This is a genomic window from Telluria sp. LT1R51-2 (assembly GCF_059685775.1).
This window is the reverse complement of sequence record NZ_JCASIM010000001.1, coordinates 3,182,486-3,204,373: the sequence shown is the minus strand read 5'-3', so window position 1 is coordinate 3,204,373 and position 21,888 is coordinate 3,182,486. Positions and strand designations below refer to the sequence as shown.

The following is a 21,888-nucleotide window of genomic DNA, read 5'->3' as shown; positions in this document are numbered from 1 at the left end:
CACTAGCGGTCGAGCGTATCGAGCTTGCGGTCGAGCACGTCGCCGCGCGTGCGCATGGTTTGCTCGGCCTGCTGAAGCGTGCGTTCGGTGACGCCGTCGATGGCCGGGCCGCTCGCAGGCACGATGCGTGGCGTGATCACGACAATCGTCTCGGTGGCCGCGCCACCGTCGTCGGTGCTGCCAAACGCGCCGCCAATCACCGGAATGTCCGACAGCAGCGGGATGCCCAGGCGCCGGTAGGTGCGGCTGCGCTTGATCAGGCCGCCGATCAGCACCGGCTGTCCGTCGCTGGCCACCAGCTGCGTGTTCACTTCGGTGGTTTTTTTCGAGGGGATGCCGGCCGACACCGAGCCGGAACTGACTTCGGGCCGGATCTTCATCATGATGCGCCCGTCTGCGTCGACCGACGGCGTCACGCGCAGGATCACGCCGGTGTCGAGGAATTCGATCGATTCGGACGTGACGTTGTTGATGGTCGTGGTCAAACGATAGCCCAGCTGGTCGCCGACGTTCGTGCTCGCTTCCTGGTCCTCGAGGGCGAGCAGGCGCGGCGTGGCCAGCGTGTGCACGCGGCCCTTGTTGCTCAGCGCGCTCAGATAGGCCTCGATATTCCCGTTGACCAGGTTCAGGAAAAAGCGCGGACCGGCGCGCGTGGCAAAGCCGGTCGTGCCCACCGTGTCGGGGCCGTCGCCGCTGAACACGCGTGACCAGTCGACCCCGAAGTTCTCGTTCTGGTCGAGCGTGATTTCCAGGATCTTCGCTTCGATCAGGATCTGCTGCGGCGCGCGGTCGATTTCGCGCAGCACCAGCGCCGCGCGCTCCAGGCCCGCCGCTGTCGCTTCGACCACGAGCGTCTTGGTCTGGTCGAGCACGGTCACCGTGCCGGGCACACCGATCTGGCGCGCCAGGATGGCGCCCACCTTGGTCACATCGGCGTAGCGCACCTTCATCGCCTTGACCTGCAGTATGGCGCTGCGCTCGGGGAGCGCCGTTTTGGGGTCCGAGATCAGAAAGCCGCCTGCGCGTTCCGTCACCGCATAACCGCCGGCTTCGGCGATCGCCTCGATCGCCTCGCGCACCGTCATGTCGTACAGGTTGATCGAGACGTTGCCGCCAACCCCCTTGCCCAGCACGATATTGATGCGCGCGCTGCGCGCAATCATGTTGAACAATTCTTCGATGGGCGTGTCACGGAACGTGTACGACATCGTCACCGGGGCCAGGGGCACTGGTGCGGTGCCCGTGCTCTTCGTCACCACGGCCGGCGCGGCAGTGTTCGCGGTCGCGGGCAGAGCCAGCGCCAGCGCCGCCCAGGCTGCGCACAGGGCGACGAGCAGGTAGCGTGGTGTCATTGGGTGTCCTTGTCCTGCATCGTCAGCAGGTGCTCGCTGCCGGCATGCGTCAGCAGCACGCCGCGCGCATCGATGCGCACGACCTTGTAGCCGGCGACGCGCTCGCCGGTGGCCACGACATTGCCATCCAGATTGGCCAGCGACTGCGCGCCGTTGAGCACCAGCGCGCGCAGGCGTGGCGGTGTGGCAGGCACGGCGGCGGCGGCGGTGGCTTCCAGTGGCGCGCTGGCCGGCAGCCGGCTGACGAACGGATCGCGCAGGCTGCGGGGCGGGTTGGCCAGCACGTTGAGTGCCATGCCGGCCAGGCCGAGCGCCAGCGCCAGTGTCAGGGTGTGTTTCATGGTGGTGTTCCAGTGTCGTAGATGACAAGCTGCAGGGTGATTGCGCGGTCGTCGGTATCGGGGGCGGCTTCCACGGTCAGTCGTTGGATGCCGACGGTCGGCTGTTGTCGTTCGATCGTGGCGAGCCAGTCCAGCACGGCGATGTACCCGCCGCTGGCCACGATCTCGACCGTGAGCAGGCGCACGCCGGCCACGGTGCGCTGCGCCCCTTGCGCTGCCGACAGCACGGCCACGCCGGACTGGGTGGCGCTGCGGCTGACCGCGGCAATGAGGGCCACCGGCTCCGGGGGCGCGGCCGCGGGTGTGATGGCAGGGGCGGGCGCCGACGGTGATGGTGACGGGGCGGCCGGCGCGGCTGCGCCCGCCGCTTCGATGGCGGCCAGCGTCGTCTTGTGCTGCCGGTAGGCGGCCAGGGGCGCGCGCAAGGCCAGCGTCCATGCCAGCAACAGCACGATGACGACCGCGCCGCCGACGATCAGATTGAGCTGGCGTGCGGGCAGGGCGACGAGCAGGTCGCGCAGTTTCGGGCTCATGGCGCCTCCGGCGGCGGGAGCAGCGTGACCACGGCGCGAAAATCGATCGCCGGCGTGGTCGGACTGGCGCTGCTCGAGAGCAGCTCGACGCCGTGCATGCCCGGCACGCGCCCCAGGTTCGACAGGAAATCCGTGATGCCGTTGTAGTCCGCCGCCTGGCCGGCCAGCTCGACGCTGCTGACCATGACGAGCGTGCTGCCGTCGGCGTTGCCGGTGGCGATCGTCGTCGCCCGGCCATCTGGTACCGGGGCCGGCGTCGCCGCCGAGGCTGGGGCCGCTGCCGCGGCCTGTTGCAGGTCGCGCTGCAGATGGATGGCGGTCAGCCAGGCCGTCGCAGGCAGCGCGCTGTCGATGGCGGCGGCCAGCGCGGCCAGTTCGCCTTCGCGCCGCAGCGCGCGCAGCAGGCCCTGTTGCTGCAATACGCGCTCGCGCGCCGCCTGTTCGGTCGCCGCGTGTGCCTGGCTGGCCGTGGCCGCGCTGGCGGCCTGCTGCAGCGTGGCCGTGCGGCGCTCCAGCGCCTCGCTGTGCCAGCGCAGCGCCGCACTGCCGGCCACTGCAACCAGAACGATCGCCGCCAGCGCCAGGCCTGTGCGGCGCAGCGTGCGGCGCACGCGCACGCCGTCGCGGTAGCTGCGCGGGATCATGTCGATATCAGCCATCGGCGCCTCCGCGCAGCGCCAGGCCGGTGGCCAGCGCGAGCGATGTCGTCGCCGGTTCGCCTGCCGGGTTGCCTGTCGCATCGCGTGCCGTATCGCGTGCCGACTCGGGGAACGCACCGAACGGATCGAGCAGGTGCACCGGCACATCGATCAGCTCGCCGATCCGCGACTGGATATCGGGGTAGCGCGCCAGGCTGCCATTGAGGTACAGGCGGCTGATCGAGCTGCCGCGCGTGCGCGAGGCCACGTACACCTGGGTATGGGCGAGTTCGTCTGCCAGGGACTGGCAGGCCGGGTGCAGGATGGCGCGGATCGCGCGCTGCAGCTCGATGTGCGGGTTGTCGACAGCCATGCCCGGGCGCGCGCCGATGCCGTGCTGGCGCAGCAGGCTGGCGGCGGTATCCGCTTGCAGGTCGAGCGCGCCAGCGACGGCCCCCGCCAGCATGTCTTCGCCAAACGCGATCTCGCGATCGAGCATCAGGCGCCGGCCCCAGATCACGGTCAGGTAGCTTTTGGCGGCGCCGAAATTGAGCAGTGCGACCGATTGGCCGACGTCGCTGCCGTGCAGCGTGGCGAGCAGGCGGCCGATGGCAGCCGGGCCGATGTCCAGCGCGACCGGCTCCAGGCGCGCGTGTTCCAGCATCGCCAGGTAATCGAGCACCCGGTGCTTGAGCGCGGCGGCGACCAGCACCTGCCGCTCGCCGCCGTCCATGTCGGCGCCGCGCACCTGGTAGTAATCGATGACGTGCTGGCCGGCGCGTTCGCCCAGTTGCTCGCTCACCGCGCGGCCCACGGCCTGCGCCTCGGTCTGGCCAGCGGCGACATGCACCGTGAGCGGCAGGATGCGCACGTCGGCCGGGGGCAGGGCGGAAATCACGCGGCGGCCCTGGAAAGGCGCCTGCGCCAGCGCGGCATCGACGAATTGCACCAGTGCTTTCGGGGACGCCAGCAGCACGTCGCGCGGCATCGGATAGGGCAGGGAGCTCGCGGCGCGCAGGCGCCAGCCGCCGTCGCGCCAGTCGGCCTGTACCAGGTTGAGCCGGTTGGCGGCAAAATCGGCGCCGATCGGCCGCGCTGCCGATGGCCGCAGCCGGTGCTGGATGGTCGTCACGAGTTGGCGCAGTGTCATGATGGGCTCACGTCAATCATCCGCACCCCTTGGCGCGCACGATCTGCAGCAGTGGGCGCATGGACGCGAAGAACGCTTCGCGACTATGGAAAGTAACACTCTGGCCATCCTTGACCAGGCGCAGCAGCACGCCATTGGTGGGCAAGCGCTTGCTGGCCCAGCCATCGAACAGGCCGGTCAGGTCCCAGTTGACAGCGAGACTGCCGACGTCTGCCGAGGCCAGCACGGCGTCCGCGTAGTCGCCGCCGTTCCAGTTCGATGCCGGGCGCGCCTTGATCCAGGTGGCGCCCTTGTCCCAGCCCGTCGTGACGCGGTACGCGGCCACTTGGCGCACGACGCCGCTGATGGTGGTCGGCATCAGATTCAGCGTGGCCGACAGCACCAGCACATTGCCGGTGATCGGCTTCAGGTCCCAGTTCATCAGGATGTGCGACTGACCGGAGACCAGGCGCAGCGTCTGCTCCTTCTCCAGCGGTCCCGCGCCGGGGGTCACGATCGTGGTATCGGTCGTGTTGTCCGACATGTCGACGCGCTCGGTCTGCCGCAAATCGTACAGCTGCAATCCGGGGCGCTTCACCGTGCGCGTCGCCCCGTTGACGGTGGCAGTGGCAGTGACGTCGATGATGTCTTCCTTCTTGATCTCCACGGTCACCGTGCCGGCGCCCAGGGCAATGGGGCCGACCGGCCGGGTGACGCAGGCGCCAACCTGCCCCGACCACCTGGCGGCGGCAACGCCGGCCTCGGCCAGGTAGGCGGCGGCGCGGCCCTCGTAGTCGTCGTTGATCGAACGCAGTTCCACGCTGCCCGCGCGGTTGATGCCGAACGCCAGCGCCGCCAGCGTGGCCAGCAGCAGCGCGACCATCAGCAGCAACGCGCCTTCCTGGCGCCGCGGCATCATGGCGCTGGCCCGAGCCGGACAGTGCGCGCATACGCGACGCTGCAGTCCTGACCGCGGCTGATGTCGCAATCCGGACGGTCGAACACGAGGTCGATGCGCAGGACGGGGCGCCCGGCGCCCACATCCGGTACGTTCAGATTGAACGCCCGCACGCCGGTGGCGAGCACCGAATTGCGCACTGTTTTGCCGTCCGGACCGGTTTCGACCAGCGCGCCATTGGTGAGTGTGTACTGGAGTGGCGCGAGCCAGTAGGCTGCAGGGTTGCCGAGATTCGTGTCATCTGGTTGCGGTGCTTTCGCGGCTTGCGCGACGATGCGGCCGATAGCGAAGCGGGCATCCGCGTTCTGATCGAGGCCGGCGCGCACGAAGCGCGCGCTGTCGGCGCCGGCGCGCAGCATCTCGCTCAGCGGTAGCATCACGAGCGCCGCGATGGTCAGGCCGATCATCAGTTCGAGCAGCGTGTAGCCGTGCGCAGGGCGGGGCATCGTCATCGCGCCACCAGTGTGGTTAGCGGCCAGCGGCCGTCAGGCGCGGCCAGCGCCGTGGTCACGCGCAGCAGATGCTCGCCCGTGCCACCGGGGCCGATCCTGCGCGTGCTGTCGACGCCGTAGCGCGTGATGGTGACGGTCAGCGCCGGGCAATGGGTCGGCATCGCCGGCGCGCGGGCGCCGCCCGGTGTCGAATACGCTGACGGCGCGTCGGACGTTCCGGCGGCGCTGAGAAGATCGACGTAGGGTTCAGCCAGCACGGTGTCCATCAGCGTGCTGACGCAGTCGAGCTGGCGCGCCGCCAGCGCGCTGTCGGCGGGCACGTTGATGGCGCCGCGCAGCGCATTAGCCGCCGGGATCAGGCAGACCGACAGCAGCAGAAGGGCGAACACTGCTTCGAGCAGCGTCATGCCGGCGCCCCTGGTGCGCGATGGGAGAGCGTGCATGGTCGGCGAGATCGTCAGGACACCGTGATGCGACCGGTGGTGTCGATGGCGATGGTGCGCTCGACATTGCCGTTGCCGAGCACGACCTGGCCCGTGCGCAGCACACTCTCGCGCGCGGTACCGCTGCCGACACCGCGCAGCGGATTGCCGCCCTCATCGAATGCGACGGTGGTGGCGCTGGCGTTATCGTTAAAGGTAAAGGTGCAGCGCACGAGGGCCATGGTGTTTCCGGCGGGGGCAGCGTTCAGGTTGAGCAGATAAGGGGCCCGGTTGAACGGGTGTTCAACCGGGTCGCGCGCCGCCCGTGTGGTGGTCTTGTCGGTTTCGAGCGCGAATACCGCGATGGTGTTGGCCATGGCGTCGCAGTCGAACAAGCGCTGTGCGCCGCTGTACTGCGCGTTGTCGCGGGCAAAGCGCAGCGCGTTGACCACTTCGCCGGCGGCCGCATCGGCACGAAATTCCGCCACGGGTTGCGATGTCGGTATGGCGGCGGCGGCGGCGATGGCGAGCACCGCGACCACGATCATCAGTTCGACCAGCGTATAGGCTGCGCAGCGACGCGTGTTCACGGAGCCAGCGGCGCGGCTTAGTGCGCCGAGTACGCTTTGTTGGATGGATCCAGCGCGTCGCTGTTCATGATGAACTTGCCGGTCTTCGTGTCGTACGCCCAGCCCTTGCCAGTCGTTGCAGCCATCGTGCCGGTTGTCGAGATCACGACGGCAGCATCATTGTTGATCGGCTCGGCCGGAATGCCCTGGCGCAGGTACGGGCCGTAGCGGAAGGTGGTATCGGCGATCGAGCACGTCTGCCCCGCTGCGTTCGACGGGTACATCAGTTGCTCCTTCATGGCGGTTTCGGTGCCTGCCGCGCCGGTCCCCTTGATGCCAGTCGCGCAGCCGCCTGCTGGCACTGCCGTGTTCGCGCCAGGGAAAACGTTGCCGGTATGCTGCACGCGATATTGTTCGAGCGAACTGCGGATATTAGCGAGGCTGGTATCGAGTGCCGATTGTTGCGCATCCGACGTCGCCGCCGAAAACTGCGGAATCGCAATCGCAGAAATAATTGCAAGAATAATCACGACGATCAGCAATTCGATCAGGGTAAAACCGGCTGCGGCGGTGCGCTTGAATGAACGGGACATGGTAGTTTTCGGGAGTTGAACACCCCTTGGTGAAGGGTGTTGATTTGTAAAAATTGACAGTGCCACAGGGTAACATATCGATGTTTCCACATGGAATGGCGAAATGTATCGTGCGAAGAATGTGTGGTTTTTGAGAAACGATTCAGTGCGCAGCGCGTGATAATTTAAATATCGGCAAGATGAGCGAACTGACAATGGTGCCGACCAAGACCCCCATTACCAGCAGCATCACCGGCTCGGCCATCTTGGTCAGGCGTGCCAGCAGGCGCGTCAATTCGCGGTCGTACGAGTCGGCCACGCGCGTCATGACGCGGCCCAGCGTGCCGGTTGCCTCACCGGTGGCGATCATCTGGCGCACCGACAGCGGCACGAAATTGCTGTGCTCAAAGCCGGCGGCAATGCCCTTGCCCTCGGTGACGTCGCGTTCGAGATCGAGGATGAAGCGCTGGAAGTCGGCATTGGTCACCACCGCGCGGCAGGCCTCGAGCGTGGCCAGGATCGTCACACCGTGTTCGAGCGAAATGCCCATCACGCGCAGCAGGCGCGTCAGATAAATCTTGGCGAACGCGTCGCGCAAGACCGGCAGGCGCAGCTTGGCCCGGTCGATCGCGATACGCACGCCGGGCTGGCGCATCAGCATCCAGGCCGCGCCGATGGCGCCGGCCGTGAGCGCCATGACAATCGCGGCATGCCCGGTCAGCACCTGGCTCACCACCAGCAGCGCGCGCGTGGTGATCGGCAACTGGTCGTGAATCGACGCGAACATGACGGCAAACTTGGGAAACACGAACGTCAGGATGAACACCACCACCCCGAACGAGAACGTCAGCAGGATCGCCGGATACGACAGGGCCGAGACCAGCATGGCGCGCAGGCGCTCCTCTTTTTCATCCAGCTCGACCAGTTGCACCAGTACCTCGGCCATGAAGCCGCCGGCCTCGCTGGCCGCGATCAGGTTGACGTAGCTGCCCGGGAACAGCGCATGGCGCCCGAGCGCCGACGAAAAACGTTCACCGGCCAGGATGTCGTCGCCGATGGTCCCGATCATCGTGCGCAACTGGCCCGGTTCGGTCTGGTCGTGCAGCGACTGCAGCGCCGTGTGCAGTGGCACGCCGGTTTCGAGCAGCAGCGCCAGGCGCTCGGTGAACAGCGCCCGTTCGCGCATGCCCGGCGGGCGCGCGCCCAGCGTCCACCATGAGGCGGCTGACGGCGCGGTCTTGCCGGCCGGGTCCGGTCCTGCAACGGGGGCGTCGAGTTCGATCGGCATGGCGGTTACAGCGAATGCACGACGCGCGCGATTTCTTCGGGCGTCGTGTGGCCATCAAAAGCGCGCGCCATGCCGTCGGCGTACAGGTCGTGGTGGCCGGTCGAGGCCACGTGCGCGGCCAGCTGGTCCTTGCTGGCATTGGCCACGATCATGCGCTGCAGGTCCGGGCCGACTTCGAGCAGCTCGTAGATGCCCATGCGGCCCTTGTAGCCGGAGTCATAGCAGGCCGGGCAACCGCGCCCGCGCATCAGGCGCAGGTCGCCCTGGCCGCGCCAGCGGTAGGCAGCGGTCGCTTCGGGCGTGGCCAGGTAGCTGGTGCGGCACCCCTGGCACACGCGCCGCACGAGTCGCTGGGCCATCACGCCAATCAGCGCCGACGACAGCAGGTATGGCTCCACGCCCATCTCGACCAGGCGCGAGACCGCGCCCAGCGTGTCGTTGGTGTGCAGCGTGGTCAAGACCAGGTGACCGGTCAGCGCCGCCTGCACCGCGATCTCGGCGGTCTGGCGGTCGCGCACTTCGCCGATCATGATGATGTCCGGGTCCTGGCGCAGCACGTGTTTCAGGATCTTCGGGAAGCTCAAGCCGATCGCATCGTTGACCTGGTTCTGGTTGATGATGTCGAGCTGGTATTCGACCGGGTCCTCGATCGTGACGATGTTCTTTTCGATGCTTTTCAGGTGGCTGATCGCCGCGTACAGGCTGGTGGTCTTGCCGCTGCCGGTCGGGCCGGTGACCAGGATCAGGCCATGGCTGCGGCCCAGCAGGCGCTTGAACGCGCTGACCGCATGCGCATTCATGCCGAGCTTGTCGACATCGAGGATCGACTGGTTCTTGTCGAGCACGCGCAGCACGACCTTTTCGCCGTAGATGCCGGGCAGGGATGAAAAACGCAGGTCCACCGTGCGGCCCTGGGTCGCCACCTGGATGCGGCCGTCCTGTGGCAGGCGGCGCTCGGCGATGTCGAGGTTGGCCATGACCTTCAGGCGCGAGACAATGGCCGGGTGCTGGTCGACGCGCGGTGACATGACTTCGTACAGCACGCCGTCGATGCGCAGCCGGATGCGGGCGCGGTTGCGCGAGATCTCGATGTGGATGTCGCTGGCGCCATCGCGGATCGCGCGCTGGATCACGGCGTTGACCATATTGATGACCGGGCTGGCGCCGGCCATTTCGTCGATCTGCGTGTAGTCGTCGGGAATCGTCGACTCGATCAGTTCCAGGTCGCTGGCCTCGGTCTGCACGAAATCGGGCAGCGCGCCGCCATACGCTTCGTCGGCCAGGCGCCGGATATCGGCCGGCGGCGCGACCACGATGCGGATGCGCACGCCGGTGCGGGCGCGCAGTTCGTCGATGCTGTGGATGGCCTGCGGTTCGGCACTGGCCACCGTGAGCGTGCCCTGCACCTGGAACAGGGGCAGCACGTTCAGGCGCCGCGTGACATCGCGTTCGAGCAGCGCCAGCGCGCCCGGGTCATACAGGCCGGTGCGCAGCTGCACGTACGGCAGGCCCAGCTGGTCGGCCAGCGCCTGGTACAGCGCCGCTTCGGTGATCCACTTGCGCTCGACCATGATGAGGCCCATGCGCTTGCCGGTCTGGTCCTGCAGGCGCGCCGCCTCGGCGACCTGCTCGGCGCTGGCCGCGCCACGTTCGACCAGGATGTCGCCCAGCTTGCTGCCTGGTTCGCGCACGCGGCGCGGCGCGGTGGGCCGCGCGTCGAACAGCGGCAATTGCTCCAGCAGGCCCGTGGCGGCCAGGATGTCCTGCAGCAGGGGATTCGGGTAGGCCAGCTTGAGCCAGCCGCCCAGGCCGCTCAGGCGTTCGCCCATGTCGGCCATCATGCTCAGCGCGCGCCCGGACAGCAGCGTGACCTTGCCCAGGTCGACCACGATCGACACCTGGTGCTGGGCCACGCATTCGTTCAGCGCCGCCTGCAGCGTCTGGACGGCCTCGTCGGCCACCAGCGCCGTCAGCGGCGCCAGGTACGTCATGGCGCCGATGCGGCTGCGGGTGATCCGCTCGGGGGCGGTGGTCTCGCTCATGCGGTGACGGCAACCTGCGCCGGCGCCGCTGCCGGCGCTGGATCACGGGCGATGCGGAACTCGGCGATCCAGCCCGGTTCGGCGCGGCACACCGTCTCGAACATTGCCACCACGCCCGGGTCGAGCTGGGTGCCGGCGCAGCGCGCGATCTCGGCCATTGCCACTTCATGGCTGCGCCCGGCGCGGTAGGCGCGCGAGCTGGTGATCGAGTCATAGGTGTCGGCCACCGCGATGATGCGCGCGTTGTACGGAATGTCGTTGCCGGCCAGGCCATGCGGATAGCCGGTGCCGTCGTACTTTTCCTGGTGGTGGCGCGCACCCGGCACCGCGCCCTTGAGGCGGTCGATGTGGCGCAGGATTTCGTAGCTGCGCTCGGGATGGACCATGATGAACGTGAATTCATCGCGCGTCAGGCGCCCCGGCTTGCACAGCACGGCGTCGGGGATGCCGATCTTGCCCACGTCGTGCAGGAGCGAACCCCAGAACAGGTTGTCCAGTTCGCGCGCCGGCAGGCGCAGGGCGCGGCCGATTTCCATCGCGATGTGGTGCACACGCTCGCTGTGGCCGCGCGTGTACGGGTCTTTCGCTTCGACCGCCTCGATCAGCGCGGCCGCCATCTGCTGGTTGAACTTGCTCGTTTCAGCCAGCATGCTGTGCATGCGCGACAGGCTCGACAGGTGATTGGCCAGCACTTCGCCCAGCTTGCGGTCGCTGTTGCTGAAGTCTTCCTTGTTCGCATGGTTGAGCAGCACCAGGATCGCCACGACCGACTTGTCCTGGAAGACCGGGCAGCACAGGATCTTGAACGGCATGTCGGTGAAGATGTAGGCACGGCGCGGATCGTCGGGCTCGTTCATGACGATCGGCTGGCGCGATGAATGCGAGAAGCGGTACAAATCGCCGCGCATCTCGACCAGCACCAGATCCAGGTTGTGGATCGGCGCCGACAGGTTGGTGGCCGACACGCACAGGTTCTCGCCCGGCTTGATGAAGGCGGCAACGTCGGCGTCCATGTGGGCAGCCCAGCTTTCGAGCAGCTCGCCGAACAGGTCTTCGCCCGTGGTCATGTCCTGCACCTGACGGTCGATCGCGTACACCAGGTGCAGCTCTTCGTAGCGGTCTGACAGTTCGTCCGCCATCGCATCGAGCTCGCCCTGCGTGCGGCAGTCGTCGGCAATCGTGCTGGCGATGTCTTCGAGCGCTTCGGCCAGTGCGTCCCAGGCGAACGGCACGTCGCTGGCTGTCGTGGCAGCCTTGTCTGCACGGACCGCGAGGTAGCCGATCAGGCCGCTTTTGGCGATGATCGGCGTGTAGAGCAGGGTGGCGTCACCGGCATCGTGGCGCTGCATACCGTCGCCCGTGGACGGCCAGGCAAAGCCGCCCGCATTGAGCGCCGTGATCCATGATGCGAGCGAGCTGTCACCAGGCGCGCTCCAGCAAGGCGCGCCAGTGGCGTCGCAGACGGCCAGTGAATAATCGCTTCCGGTGCTGCGGCGCAGCCAGCGCTCGTGGCGGGTGTAGTCGAGGGTCGGCAGAAGATCAAGGGACATGGGCAGGCTTTGGTGGCTGGCGCGGCGTCACGCCAGGGCCGCGAAATGGCGGGACAACCGCGCCACCAGCTGGCGCGGACTCAGGGGTTTTTCAAGGAATTCGGTATTGGCCAGTTCACGCGCCCAGGTCCGTTCGTCGAGCGCGGTCATCGACGTCATGACCAGGATCAGGAACGGGTGGTCCGGATAGGTGGCGCGGGCCAGCGGGCACAGCGTGCGCCCGTCCATGCCGTCCATCTGGATATCGCTGATCAAAACGTCGGGCAACTGCTGCGCCATGCAGGCCAGCGCCGCGTTGCCATCGCTGGCGGTGACGACGAGATAGCCTTCGCGTTCGAGCGACAGGCGCAGCACGCGCAGGACATGGGGCTCGTCGTCGACGAGCAGGAGGTGGCGCGGCTTCATAACACGGCGGCGCCGGCCGGCGCGGAAACGATCTTCAGGTGCACCGAGAAGGTGCTGCCCACGCCCGGCTCGCTCTCGACGACCAGGCGGCCGTGGTGCAGTTCGACGATCTGGGCGGCCAGGTACAGGCCCAGGCCGTGGCCACCGCGCTGGGTGGCGGCGCCCGCTTCGCTGACGCGGTAGAACTTCTCGAAGATGCGGTCCTGGGCTTCCGGCGCGATGCCGATGCCGGTGTCGCGTACGCTGATCACGATTTCATTGTCCTCATTGCGGGCCGCCAGCGTCACGCTGCCGCCCGGACGGTTGTATTTGATGGCATTGGTCAGGAGGTTGTTCAGCGCGATGCGGAACAGGTCCTTGTCGATGGCCACGGCCTCGAGTTCGCGCGGCAGGTCGAGCAGCACGCGCAGCTGCTTGCCTTCGGCGCGCGGCAGCGCCTGCTCATATGCGTCGCGCAGCATGTCGTCGAGGCGCACGCGGTTGCGTTCGGGGCTCATGCTGCCGGTTTCCAGCTTGCTCACATTGAGCAGGTTGCCGACCAGTGCATTCATGCGCTCGATCTCGTCCTGGATCACGTTCAGCGATTCGACCCGCATGCTTTCGTCGTCGCTGTCGGCCAGCATCTCGGCGTACATGCCGATGACGTTGAGCGGCGACTTGAGTTCGTGCGAGACATGGGCCACGAAGTCATTGCCCGCCTGGCGCGCCAGGTATTCGCGGGTGACGTCGCGCAGCACGACCAGCGTGCCGAACGACATCGTGCCGTGGCCACCGCTGAGCGGCTGCGCGGTGGCGCTCAGCTGCCGGCCTTCGACATTCAGCGGCGCGAAATCGATCTTGTGCGAGCGGGCGTTGTCGCGCAGGTCGCCGCTGTAGCGGCCAAACAGCGTGCGCAGCGCCGGATCGCAGCACCAGGCATCGAGCGGCTGCCCCAGGATCTGGGCCATCGGGATACCCAGCAGGGGCTCGACCTTGCCGGACGCGAACGTGACGTCGCCGGCCGGATCGAGCATCAACAGGCCGTCCGGCAGCGACTGCAGCGCCGCATTGAGCTTCTTGCTGCCGTATTGCAGCAGGCGGTTGTCGGCGGTGGTGTTGAGCGAGCCTTCCTCGAGCTGGACGATGCGGGCGCCGGCCTGGTCGAGATAGTGCTGCATGTTCGTGATCAGTTCGCGCATGTCGTCGGCGCCCGGCTGAGCCGGCCTGTCGGGCGCCGCAAGCTGGCGCAACTGGCCGCGCAGTTGCTGGCTGAGCGCCGCCAGCGGCGCCATCTCGCGCTTGATGACGACGTACATGACGGGCACGACCAGAAACATCATCAGCGCCAGCAGCGCAAGGAACGAAACGTCCTGCGCCAGCACGGTAAAGCCGGGCTGGTAGAAGCCCACCCGGACGAATGCCGGGCCACCGCTGGCGTCGGCCAGCGGACCATAGAATTCGCGCAGCGGGGCGCCGCCGTTCGTTGCCGGCAGCGTCCGTTCGCCGAAGCCGGTGCGCGCATCGGCAGGCAGTGGCGTGGCAGGCGTGATGCTGCCGCTGCCCGCGATTTCGGCCAGCGTGCGGCCGTTCGCATCCCCAATCGTCACATAGGCGAAGTCGCTGTCAGCGTTCGACGCAAGCACGGCGGCAAGCACACCACCGCGGCCGCTGCTGTCGGCGAGAAGGGACATCGGAACCGTGCTGAGCGCCTTGACCAGTCCGACACCCTTGTTGCGCACCTGCGCCGCCTGGCTGGCCTGCTGCCGGACCACGAGCAATGCGACGACGAGGGTGATGGCAGCCAGCGCACAGGCGATGAGGATGATGCCGATGCGGTTGAGTTTCATGCGGTTGGACTTGGGAAAATGGAATCTAACGAACTGTAACGATCGAAACTATAGGTGTCGGGTTGCAAACAGGCAAATACAATTCCAATCGTGCGCAACATTTCTTTAAAAAAATAATTCCGTGACAACGGCGAATGTTGTTTTCAGGTTGCTGCGAGGTTTCCCGGCAGTTCAGGAATGTGTCATGGCGTCGTCACGATCGGGGCGTACGCTGGCGGCGTCTTGCATCATGTCGGCAAGACAACACTTTGCAATATAAGTTTCCTGACTAAAACACTTACGTCTTTGGATAGATCCTATGACCTCACGACGCAGTTTCCTGCGCAATAGTGCGCGCGCGGGTATCGCCGCCGGCACGTTTGCCGCCTTTCCGCCTGCCATCCAGCGCGCCCTTGCCATCCCCGCCAATAACGCGACCGGCACTATCCGCGACGTCGAGCACGTCGTGATCCTGATGCAGGAAAACCGCGCCTTCGACCATTATTTCGGTACGCTCAAGGGCGTGCGCGGCTTTGGTGACCGCTTCACGATCCCCTTGTCCGAAGGGCGCAGTGTCTGGCAGCAGCGCCTGGCCAATGGCAACGTCGTGATGCCGTTCCACCTGGACGCCAGCCGTGGCAACGCCCAGCGCGTGAATGGCACGCCGCACGATTGGGTCGATAGTCAACTGGCCTGGGACAACGGCCGCATGGACCAGTGGCCGCGCTACAAGAATCCCATCTCGATGGGCTACTTCAAGGAAAGCGAGATCCCGTTCGCATTTGCGCTGGCCAATGCGTTCACCGTCTGCGACGCCTACCACTGCGCGATGCACACCGGAACCGATGCTAACCGTTCGTTCTTCCTGACCGGCACCAATGGCGCCGGGCCCACCGGCACAGCCTTCGTCTCCAACGAGTGGGACGCGATCGACGGCCTCCCGGGTGGCGTCAACACCGGCTACACCTGGACCACGTATGCCGAGCGTCTCGAAGCGGCCGGCGTGAGCTGGATCAGCTACCAGAACATGCCCGACGAATGGGGCGACAACATGCTGGGCGCGTTCCGCCAGTTCCGGCGCGCCAATATCGCGTCGGGCTATCCGGTGTCCAGCGGCGGCGCACCCGGCCAGCCATACACCAACACGGGCCAGGCGCTGCCGTACCACGCCTACGATGCGGCCACCGACAACACGAAGAATCCGCTCTACAAGGGCATCGCCAACACCTTGCCGGGTACCCAGCCCGAGCAATATCTGGACGCCTTCAAGCGCGACATTCGCGAAGGCAAGTTGCCGCAGGTGTCGTGGATCAACGCGCCATCGATCTATTGCGAACACCCGGGGCCATCCAGCCCGGTGCAGGGTGCCTGGTTCCTGCAAGAGGTGCTGGACGCGCTGACGGCCAATCCCGAGGTCTGGAGCAAGACGGTCCTGATCGTCAACTTCGACGAGAACGATGGCTACTTCGACCACGTGCCGTCGCCCTCGGCGCCATCGCCGGACGGCAAGGGCGGCTATGCCGGCAAGACCACGCTGTCGCCTGGCGCGCTGGGGCCGGAATACTACACGCACCCCCGGCCTGCCGGCAGCACCCGCCAACCGGCGGCGGACGGGCGCGTCTACGGGCCCGGCCCACGCGTGCCGATGTACGTGATTTCGCCGTGGAGCCGCGGCGGCTGGGTCAATTCGCAGGTGTTCGACCACACGTCGGTGCTGCGCTTCCTGGAAACACGGTTCGGCGTCATCGAGCCGAATATCAGCGCGTACCGCCGCGCCGTCTGCGGCGATCTGACCAGCGCCTTCAATTTTGCGACGCCGAACGACGAGGCGCTGCCAACACTGCAGGGCCGCACCAATCGCAGCCAGGCCGACGCCCTGCGCGCCGCGCAGCAACGCCTGGCGCAGATCGCGCCGCCGGCGTCGCCGCAGATGCCGGTCCAGGCCCCGGGCACGCGGCCATCGCGCGCGCTGCCCTATGAACTGGCCACTACCTGCCAGGTGCAGCCCGGCGCCACGATGGCTGCCGTGCAGGTCACGCTGAACTTCATCAATAGCGGGCGCCAGGGCGCGGTCTTCCACGTCTACGACCGCAAGAACCTGGCCGCCGTACCACGCCGCTACACCGTCGAGGCAGGCAAATCGCTGGCCGACAGCTGGACGCCGGCAGTGGGCGGGGCCTACGATCTGTGGGTGCTGGGTCCGAACGGCTATCACCGCCACTTTACCGGCAGCGCGCTGCGCGCCGTCGCGGCAGGGCAGGCGCGTCCGGACGTCCACGTGCGCTGCGATGCTGCCACCGGCGAACTGGTACTGCGCCTGATGAATACCGGTGCGGCGCCGTGCACGTTCAACCTGAATGCGAACGCCTATGCGCAACTGCGCCAGCTGCACACGCTGGCGCCGCGCACCGAACTGCTCGTGCGCATTCCACTGGCGGCCAATGGTTATTGGTACGACCTGAGCGCCACGGTCTCGGGCCAGCCCGACTACCTGCGCCGCTTTGCCGGGCGCGTCGAAACCGGCCGCCACACGGTCAGCGATCCGGCGCTGGGCCTGGTCTGACCATGTCCGCTTCCATCACCATCAACAGGAATTCCATGCATCCCATGCTTCGTAACGCGGCCGCAGCCGTCGCCTTCGCGCTGTGCGCCCCCTTCGCCTCGGCCACCGTGCTCGACTTCGACGACATCACCGGTGCTGATGGCTATGCTTCCGTGCCTGCCAACTACGGTGGCCTCGACTGGTCGGGCGCCGGCCTGAATGTCTTCACGAGCGAGCAAGAGCCGTTTGCCGCCCATTCCGGCACGGGCCGGGTATCCACCGACTGGATCGACGGCGGGCCGGTGGCCAGCACGATCCGCTTCCTGGCGCCCACCGTGTTCGAGGGTGCCTGGTTCTCGGGCTATGAGGACAGCAGCGTGCGCTTCGATCTGTACTTCCAGGGTTTGCTGGTCGCCAGTTCGGCGGCGCTGCAACTGTCCGGCGTGGCTGCGTACCTGGACGCCGGCTGGGATGGCGCCATTGACACGGTGGTCGTCTCCAGTGGCGCGCAGGGTTCGTATGCGATGGACGACTTCAGCTTTGCCAATGTGAACGAAGTGCCGGAACCAGGCTCGCTGGCGCTGCTGCTGGCGGGCCTGGCCATGGCCGGCGCGTTGCGCCTCCGCCGCACGCAGTCTTAAATCAGCCCCAGCGTCAGCGCGCGCAAGGTCGCGGCGGCGCGGGTCGCGCATCCCAGCTTGCCCAGGATGCTCTCGACATGCGTGCGCACGGCGCCGGTACTGATGCGCATCGCGCGCGCGGCGTCCTTGCCTGACTCGCCCAGGCTGAGGCGCTGCAGGACGTCGACCTCGCGCGCTGACAACGGCTGGTCCGCTGGCGGTGCGATTGACGCGGTCGCCGCCGCCAGCACGGCGTCCACCGCAGTGCGGTCAAGCCGTCCGCCCGTCACCTGCGCTTCGAGCAGCGCCAGCGTCGACGCCGGTTCGTGCGCGGCGCGCCATGGCCGCGGCGAGCGCAGGGCGGCGTAGACCGTCGCTGCCGCCAGCAGGCGTTGCGGCATGCCGAGCGTGGCGGCATCGAGACTGCGAAAGTAGCCGCTGCCATCGAGCCGTTCATGCACCTGCGATGCCAGCTGTGCGTCGGCCTCGATGCCGTCGATCCGGTTGCCGATGCGGGCCGTCCAGTAGGGCGCGCGGCGGATGGCCTCCCAGTCGGCGCTACCCGGTTTGCTCCGGCGTTCCCAGACGGTGTTCGACACGGCCGCGCGCCCGATCCCGTGCAGCAGCGCCGCGCGCGCCAGGCTGCGCTGGTCGGCGTCCGCCAGACCGATCCCTTGCGCAGCAATCTGTACCAGCCGCGCCACGCGGCGCGCATGGCCCGCCAGCCAGGGCAGCTTCAGTTCGACGCTGTCGGCCACCAGTGTCAGCGGCACCGACAGCGGCAGGAATTCGCTGAGCAGCGCCGGCTCCTCCAGCGCGCCCGGTGCGTCGAGCCACGCCTGCGCGTGCGGCGTCACCTGCGCGACCAGCGCTGCCGGATACCTGACGCCACCCAGGCGCGTGACCATCGCCAGCGCCGCGCTGAATCCATGTGCGCGCGTGAGGATCTCGATGTCGCCGGCCAGCGCCACGTACTGCACGACTGCCGGCACCCCATTGTCTTCCAGGCCATGGGGCAGGCCGCGGCCATCGTGGCGTTCGAACAGATGGCGCAGGCCGTGTTCGACCGGAGCCGGCAGGCCCAGCATGGCGGCGATGTCGCCCGCGACCTCGCAGTGGATGGCAGCCAGTGGTGTGAGGTGATGCCTGATTTGGTCGAGGCGCGCGGCCTGCTGCGCGCTGAGTGTACGGGTCAGCATCGCGTGGCGGCCATCGATGTCGTCGCCCAGCAGCGTGGCAAAGCCGGTGGCCGTGGCGGTGCTGCCGGACCAGCGCAAGCGGGCCACCATGTGCGCGTGCGCAGCAGCAGTGGCGTCGCCGCCGGCAGCCAGTGCGATGTGTGCGGCCAGACATGCGGCGCGCGCGGACGCATCGATGGGCTGGCCCATGGCCAGGTCGCCCACGATCGCGAGCAGGCCCATGGCCTGCGCCAGCGTCACCGTATCGTGGCCGTGCAGGCCGGCGCTGGCGGGCGAGAGTAAAGGCCGTGGTGCCTGGGTGGTCGTGTGCATGAAGCCGATCGTATAGCCAGCCGTATCTTTAGCGGCGGGGCGGAGCCGACCGTGCGGGTATCTGAAAAGTCAGGCCAGCCCGGCCAGCTTCGCGTTGCGCTCGCGTTCGAGCTTGGTGATGTAGCGCTGCACCCCGGCCAGCGCGCCGCGCGAGATGTCGACGAACTGGCAGCCGATGCGGCGCGTGGTCTTGTGGTTCAGCAGGGTGAGCTCGAGCGAGTTGCGGATCTCGAGCGAGGTGGCGATCGGGCCGATCTCGGGCAGTTCGATGCGGCAGTTGGCGATCACGCGCCCGACGGTGGTATCGAGCAGCAGCTTGCTGTCGAGAAGGGCAATGCCGCCGACGCTGATGTCATGCAGCGCGAACACGCTCATGCCGCCGGTGCCACCATCCATCGGCACCGGAATCAGTGCGCGCACCGGATTACTGACCGGCGTGGCCATGCGGTAGTACTCGCGCCGCTGCAGGCGGATCAGGGTGGAGGGAATGTCGGCCCGCAGTGCCGGCTCGCCGCGCCAGACTGTCGGGGCCAGGTTGGCAGCGCCGAACAGGATGCGGATCTTGTCGAGCGTGGTTTCGCATTTCGCGCGCGCTGCGCCCGTCATGCGCTGGTTCTGGGCCGGATCGATCGAGCGATCGAGCACGAGCGTGTTGCTGTCTTCGTCCACGGCCAGGATCGAGGTCACGCAGACGTCGGCCTCACCCCTGATCAGCAGGCGGATCAGCTGGTTGTGTTCGCCGATCTGGCGCAGCAGCGAGACGATCTCGCGGCGCGATGCGACTTCGTAGTCGTGCCAGTCTTCCAGTTCTGCTTCATCCATTGCTAGGCTTTATGTCCTTGACGCTTGTTCCGGGGGGAGGTGGGGCGTCGGATCAGGTGCGGTGGGGATTGACTCACCGTTCTTTTTAGCCGACTCAATATGATATAGCCATGCCAACAGTTCCGCAATTGCTCGATACAGCGTTGGCGGAATTTCGCGGTCCAGATCGACCTGCATGAGCAGCGACACGAGTTCCTTCGATTCGTGCACGAACACGCCCGCATCCTGGGCGCGCTGGATGATCTGTTCGGCGACCATGCCGGAGCCCTTGGCCACGACCGTCGGCGCTTTTTCGCCAGCGCTGTAGGCCATCGCCACCGCGCTCTTCATGCGCCCGTTGGCCAGCTTATTCATGATCACCATCACCATCATCATCGTTCGTCGGCGTCGCCGCGGCCCGCGCGCGGGCGTCGAACCCCGCCAGCGGCGTGCCCACCGATTCGAGTGCGCCGGCCAGGTTCGGCGCGTGCTGGCGCAGCAGGGCGGCAGTGGCGTCGTCGCCGGTTGCGAGTCCGATCTGCAAGGCGCCGCCCACCATCCGCAGTTGCACATCCAGTTCGCCCAGCTCGGGAAAGCGCAGGCGCAGGCGGCTGTTCCAGATCGCCCCGTCATCGTCGCCGCCACCACCGTGGGCTTCGCGCTTGACGTCCCATTCCATCGGCTGGCCGGGCCAGAGCTGGCCTTTCCACGCCAGTTGCGATTGTTCCTGCGCCGCCAGTTGCAGGCTGATGAACTGCGCGGTAGCGGGGTCCTGCAGGTTCGGGCGCGCGCCGGCCTGCGCGGCCTGCTGCTGCGGTTCGCCCGCCAGTTCGGCCAGCGCGCGCGATCCCTGCGCCCATTCGGCCACATGCGATTCGTAGAACAGACCACTCTTGCCGAACGCCTGTTTCAGGCCGGCGGCCAGCGCCGCCGGATCGGCGTCCGGCGTGGCCACCACCGGCGCACTGCCGGTGACGGCGGTGAGCACTGTTTCGGCTTTCTGGGCGGCCGCCAGCACGCCGGCCAGGGCCTGGCCAGTGGGGCTGAGCGTGGTGTTTTTTGCTTCGGTGCCGCCGGCGAACGCCTGCGTACCCAGCCCCCCGCCCGATGCCAGCAGGGCGCCGGCGCGCCCGAGGGCGGCGCCTTCGCGATAGCCCAGCGGCGCGCCCGGGGCGTCCGTCTCGGATTGCGGTGCGGGGCCGGCTTCGGCAAAGCCCGTGGCGGTGGTCTGGGTGCCGACCTGGAAGGTGGGGCGGGGATGCAGGCCGATCAGCGTGAGCGGCACGTCGGCGCCGACCAGCGCGCCGGGGGGCAGTTGCATGCGCGCCTGGGTATCGGCGAACTTGACGATGAAGGTGCCGTCAGTCAGTTTGGCCTGGATTTCGCCGTGGATCGCCTTGCCCAGCAGCGGCGCGACGGCCCGCGCAAAGGCTTGCTGGCGCGGATCGACCGCCTGCTCGGCGGCCTGGGCCGGCGTGACGCGCGTGACGCCGCCAACAAGGTCGCGGGGCAGCATCAGTCAACCCCCGCCGGGCGCATCAGATGCCGTAGGCGCGCGCGACGCGGCGTTCGGTCGACTTGCTGTTGATCAGCGACGACAGGTGCGCCATCCATGGGCTGGTCAGGTCGCGGATGCGGCGGTCGGCGTCCAGCATGCGGCGGATCGCATCGACCTTGCGTACACGCTCCTGGCCGGCCAGCGGCCCGACGCCTTCGCTGGCCTTGAGGCGGCGCGCGTGGGCAGCGCATTCCTGCTCGAGTTCGGCCAGGCGATCCCATTCGCTGGCAGTGGCCGCGGCGAGCATGCGCTCGGTGATGCCGACCATCGTTTCGTAGACCGACACCACTTCTTGCCCGTTCATCGTCATCGTCATCGTCAACCTTATGCGCTCATCAGGGTAGGGGCACGCTGGATGGCCGGCACGGCCTGCTCGGGTGCATCGCTCTTTTCGCCGATCTGGACCCAGGCTTCGCGCAGGTCGGACATCAGGCCGTGGATTTCTTCGATGATCGCGATATCGTTCTTGATATTGGCCTGCAGCAGGCGGCGGCTCATGTAATCGTACAACGCATCGAGATTCTGTGCGATCTCGCCGCCCGCTTTCTTGTCGAGCGAGGCGCGCAGGCCGTTGTCGATGATCGTGATGGCCTTCGAGATCGAGGCGCCCTTGGCTGCCACGTTCGACGACTTGATGTGGTTGATCGCGCTGAGCAGGGCGACGATCACGCCGTCGTACAGCATCACGACCAGCTTCTGTGGCGACGCGGCAGCAACGCCGGTTTCCAGGCCAACCGTTGCATAGGCGCCGACGCCGCGTTTCGGGGTTCCAAACATATGAGATTCTCCGGTGATGCTGA

At 67.3% G+C, this 21,888-nt stretch carries 23 protein-coding genes; 2 read left to right on the top strand and 21 right to left on the bottom strand.

Going from position 1 to position 21,888, the window contains the following annotated elements; translation table 11 throughout:
- Positions 1-2 precede the first annotated feature (2 nt).
- From AC56LH_RS14160 to AC56LH_RS14090, 15 genes are all read right to left on the bottom strand, one after another.
- Complete coding sequence (locus tag AC56LH_RS14160) at positions 3-1,352, bottom strand: type II secretion system protein GspD (protein ID WP_499647021.1); 1,350 nt, start codon at positions 1,350-1,352, stop codon at positions 3-5.
- Positions 1,349-1,693: a hypothetical protein gene (locus tag AC56LH_RS14155; RefSeq protein ID WP_499647019.1), complete on the bottom strand. Its 345-nt coding sequence runs from the start codon at positions 1,691-1,693 to the stop codon at positions 1,349-1,351. The genes AC56LH_RS14160 and AC56LH_RS14155 overlap by 4 nt, the downstream gene beginning before the upstream one ends.
- The gene (locus AC56LH_RS14150) at positions 1,690-2,226 is read right to left on the bottom strand and encodes a GspMb/PilO family protein (RefSeq protein ID WP_499647017.1); all 537 of its coding nucleotides are present in this window, start codon (positions 2,224-2,226) and stop codon (positions 1,690-1,692) included. Before AC56LH_RS14150 ends, AC56LH_RS14155 begins: the two co-directional genes overlap by 4 nt.
- The gene (locus AC56LH_RS14145) at positions 2,223-2,885 is read right to left on the bottom strand and encodes a PilN domain-containing protein (RefSeq protein WP_499647015.1); all 663 of its coding nucleotides are present in this window, start codon (positions 2,883-2,885) and stop codon (positions 2,223-2,225) included. The genes AC56LH_RS14150 and AC56LH_RS14145 overlap by 4 nt, the downstream gene beginning before the upstream one ends.
- Positions 2,878-4,014, bottom strand: coding sequence for a pilus assembly protein PilM (gene pilM, locus AC56LH_RS14140; RefSeq protein WP_499647013.1), 1,137 nt, complete (start codon positions 4,012-4,014; stop codon positions 2,878-2,880). Before pilM ends, AC56LH_RS14145 begins: the two co-directional genes overlap by 8 nt.
- A gap of 16 nt (positions 4,015-4,030) precedes the next feature.
- Positions 4,031-4,912, bottom strand: coding sequence for a DNRLRE domain-containing protein (locus AC56LH_RS14135; RefSeq protein WP_499647011.1), 882 nt, complete (start codon positions 4,910-4,912; stop codon positions 4,031-4,033).
- A complete protein-coding gene (locus tag AC56LH_RS14130) occupies positions 4,909-5,403 on the bottom strand; it encodes a PilW family protein (RefSeq protein WP_499647009.1) in 495 nt (164 codons plus the stop codon). The genes AC56LH_RS14135 and AC56LH_RS14130 overlap by 4 nt, the downstream gene beginning before the upstream one ends.
- Positions 5,400-5,846 carry a hypothetical protein gene (locus tag AC56LH_RS14125; RefSeq protein WP_499647007.1) on the bottom strand — a complete coding sequence of 149 codons (447 nt, stop codon included), beginning with the start codon at positions 5,844-5,846 and terminating at the stop codon, positions 5,400-5,402. The genes AC56LH_RS14130 and AC56LH_RS14125 overlap by 4 nt, the downstream gene beginning before the upstream one ends.
- Positions 5,847-5,860: 14 nt before the next feature.
- Entirely contained in the window at positions 5,861-6,415 is a 555-nt protein-coding gene (locus AC56LH_RS14120; RefSeq protein WP_499647005.1) for a prepilin-type N-terminal cleavage/methylation domain-containing protein, read from the bottom strand.
- 17 nt (positions 6,416-6,432) lie between these two features.
- The gene (locus AC56LH_RS14115) at positions 6,433-6,987 is read right to left on the bottom strand and encodes a prepilin-type N-terminal cleavage/methylation domain-containing protein (RefSeq protein ID WP_499647003.1); all 555 of its coding nucleotides are present in this window, start codon (positions 6,985-6,987) and stop codon (positions 6,433-6,435) included.
- A gap of 142 nt (positions 6,988-7,129) precedes the next feature.
- Entirely contained in the window at positions 7,130-8,254 is a 1,125-nt protein-coding gene (locus AC56LH_RS14110; protein WP_499647001.1) for a type II secretion system F family protein, read from the bottom strand.
- A gap of 5 nt (positions 8,255-8,259) precedes the next feature.
- Entirely contained in the window at positions 8,260-10,296 is a 2,037-nt protein-coding gene (locus AC56LH_RS14105) for an ATPase, T2SS/T4P/T4SS family (RefSeq protein WP_499646999.1), read from the bottom strand.
- Entirely contained in the window at positions 10,293-11,846 is a 1,554-nt protein-coding gene (locus AC56LH_RS14100) for an HD domain-containing phosphohydrolase (RefSeq protein WP_499646997.1), read from the bottom strand. Before AC56LH_RS14100 ends, AC56LH_RS14105 begins: the two co-directional genes overlap by 4 nt.
- 27 nt (positions 11,847-11,873) lie before the next feature.
- Positions 11,874-12,251 carry a response regulator gene (locus AC56LH_RS14095; protein ID WP_499646995.1) on the bottom strand — a complete coding sequence of 126 codons (378 nt, stop codon included), beginning with the start codon at positions 12,249-12,251 and terminating at the stop codon, positions 11,874-11,876.
- Entirely contained in the window at positions 12,248-14,077 is a 1,830-nt protein-coding gene (locus AC56LH_RS14090) for an ATP-binding protein (protein ID WP_499646993.1), read from the bottom strand. The genes AC56LH_RS14095 and AC56LH_RS14090 overlap by 4 nt, the downstream gene beginning before the upstream one ends.
- A gap of 298 nt (positions 14,078-14,375) precedes the next feature.
- Here AC56LH_RS14090 and AC56LH_RS14085 point away from each other — a divergent pair, with 298 nt between their 5' ends.
- Together AC56LH_RS14085 and AC56LH_RS14080 are read left to right on the top strand one after the other, a co-directional pair.
- Positions 14,376-16,619, top strand: a complete 2,244-nt coding sequence (locus tag AC56LH_RS14085; protein WP_499646991.1) for a phosphocholine-specific phospholipase C — start codon at positions 14,376-14,378, stop codon at positions 16,617-16,619.
- 35 nt (positions 16,620-16,654) lie between these two features.
- Positions 16,655-17,239, top strand: a complete 585-nt coding sequence (locus tag AC56LH_RS14080; RefSeq protein ID WP_499646989.1) for a PEP-CTERM sorting domain-containing protein — start codon at positions 16,655-16,657, stop codon at positions 17,237-17,239.
- Here the strand turns inward: AC56LH_RS14080 and AC56LH_RS14075 are convergent.
- From AC56LH_RS14075 to fliS, 6 genes are all read right to left on the bottom strand, one after another.
- Positions 17,236-18,729 (bottom strand): HD domain-containing phosphohydrolase, encoded by a 1,494-nt coding sequence (locus AC56LH_RS14075; protein ID WP_499646987.1) that lies wholly within the window; start codon positions 18,727-18,729, stop codon positions 17,236-17,238. The two genes, AC56LH_RS14080 and AC56LH_RS14075, sit on opposite strands and share 4 nt — an antisense overlap.
- A 69-nt stretch (positions 18,730-18,798) precedes the next feature.
- Complete coding sequence (locus AC56LH_RS14070) at positions 18,799-19,551, bottom strand: flagellar brake protein (protein ID WP_499646985.1); 753 nt, start codon at positions 19,549-19,551, stop codon at positions 18,799-18,801.
- Between the two features lie 9 nt (positions 19,552-19,560).
- Positions 19,561-19,905, bottom strand: coding sequence for an EscU/YscU/HrcU family type III secretion system export apparatus switch protein (locus AC56LH_RS14065; protein WP_499646983.1), 345 nt, complete (start codon positions 19,903-19,905; stop codon positions 19,561-19,563).
- The gene (gene fliK, locus AC56LH_RS14060; RefSeq protein WP_499646981.1) at positions 19,898-21,046 is read right to left on the bottom strand and encodes a flagellar hook-length control protein FliK; all 1,149 of its coding nucleotides are present in this window, start codon (positions 21,044-21,046) and stop codon (positions 19,898-19,900) included. Before fliK ends, AC56LH_RS14065 begins: the two co-directional genes overlap by 8 nt.
- A gap of 22 nt (positions 21,047-21,068) precedes the next feature.
- The gene (locus AC56LH_RS14055) at positions 21,069-21,404 is read right to left on the bottom strand and encodes a flagellar protein FliT (RefSeq protein ID WP_499646979.1); all 336 of its coding nucleotides are present in this window, start codon (positions 21,402-21,404) and stop codon (positions 21,069-21,071) included.
- Positions 21,405-21,412: 8 nt separating this feature from the next.
- Positions 21,413-21,865, bottom strand: a complete 453-nt coding sequence (gene fliS, locus AC56LH_RS14050) for a flagellar export chaperone FliS (protein ID WP_499646977.1) — start codon at positions 21,863-21,865, stop codon at positions 21,413-21,415.
- Positions 21,866-21,888 lie beyond the last annotated feature (23 nt).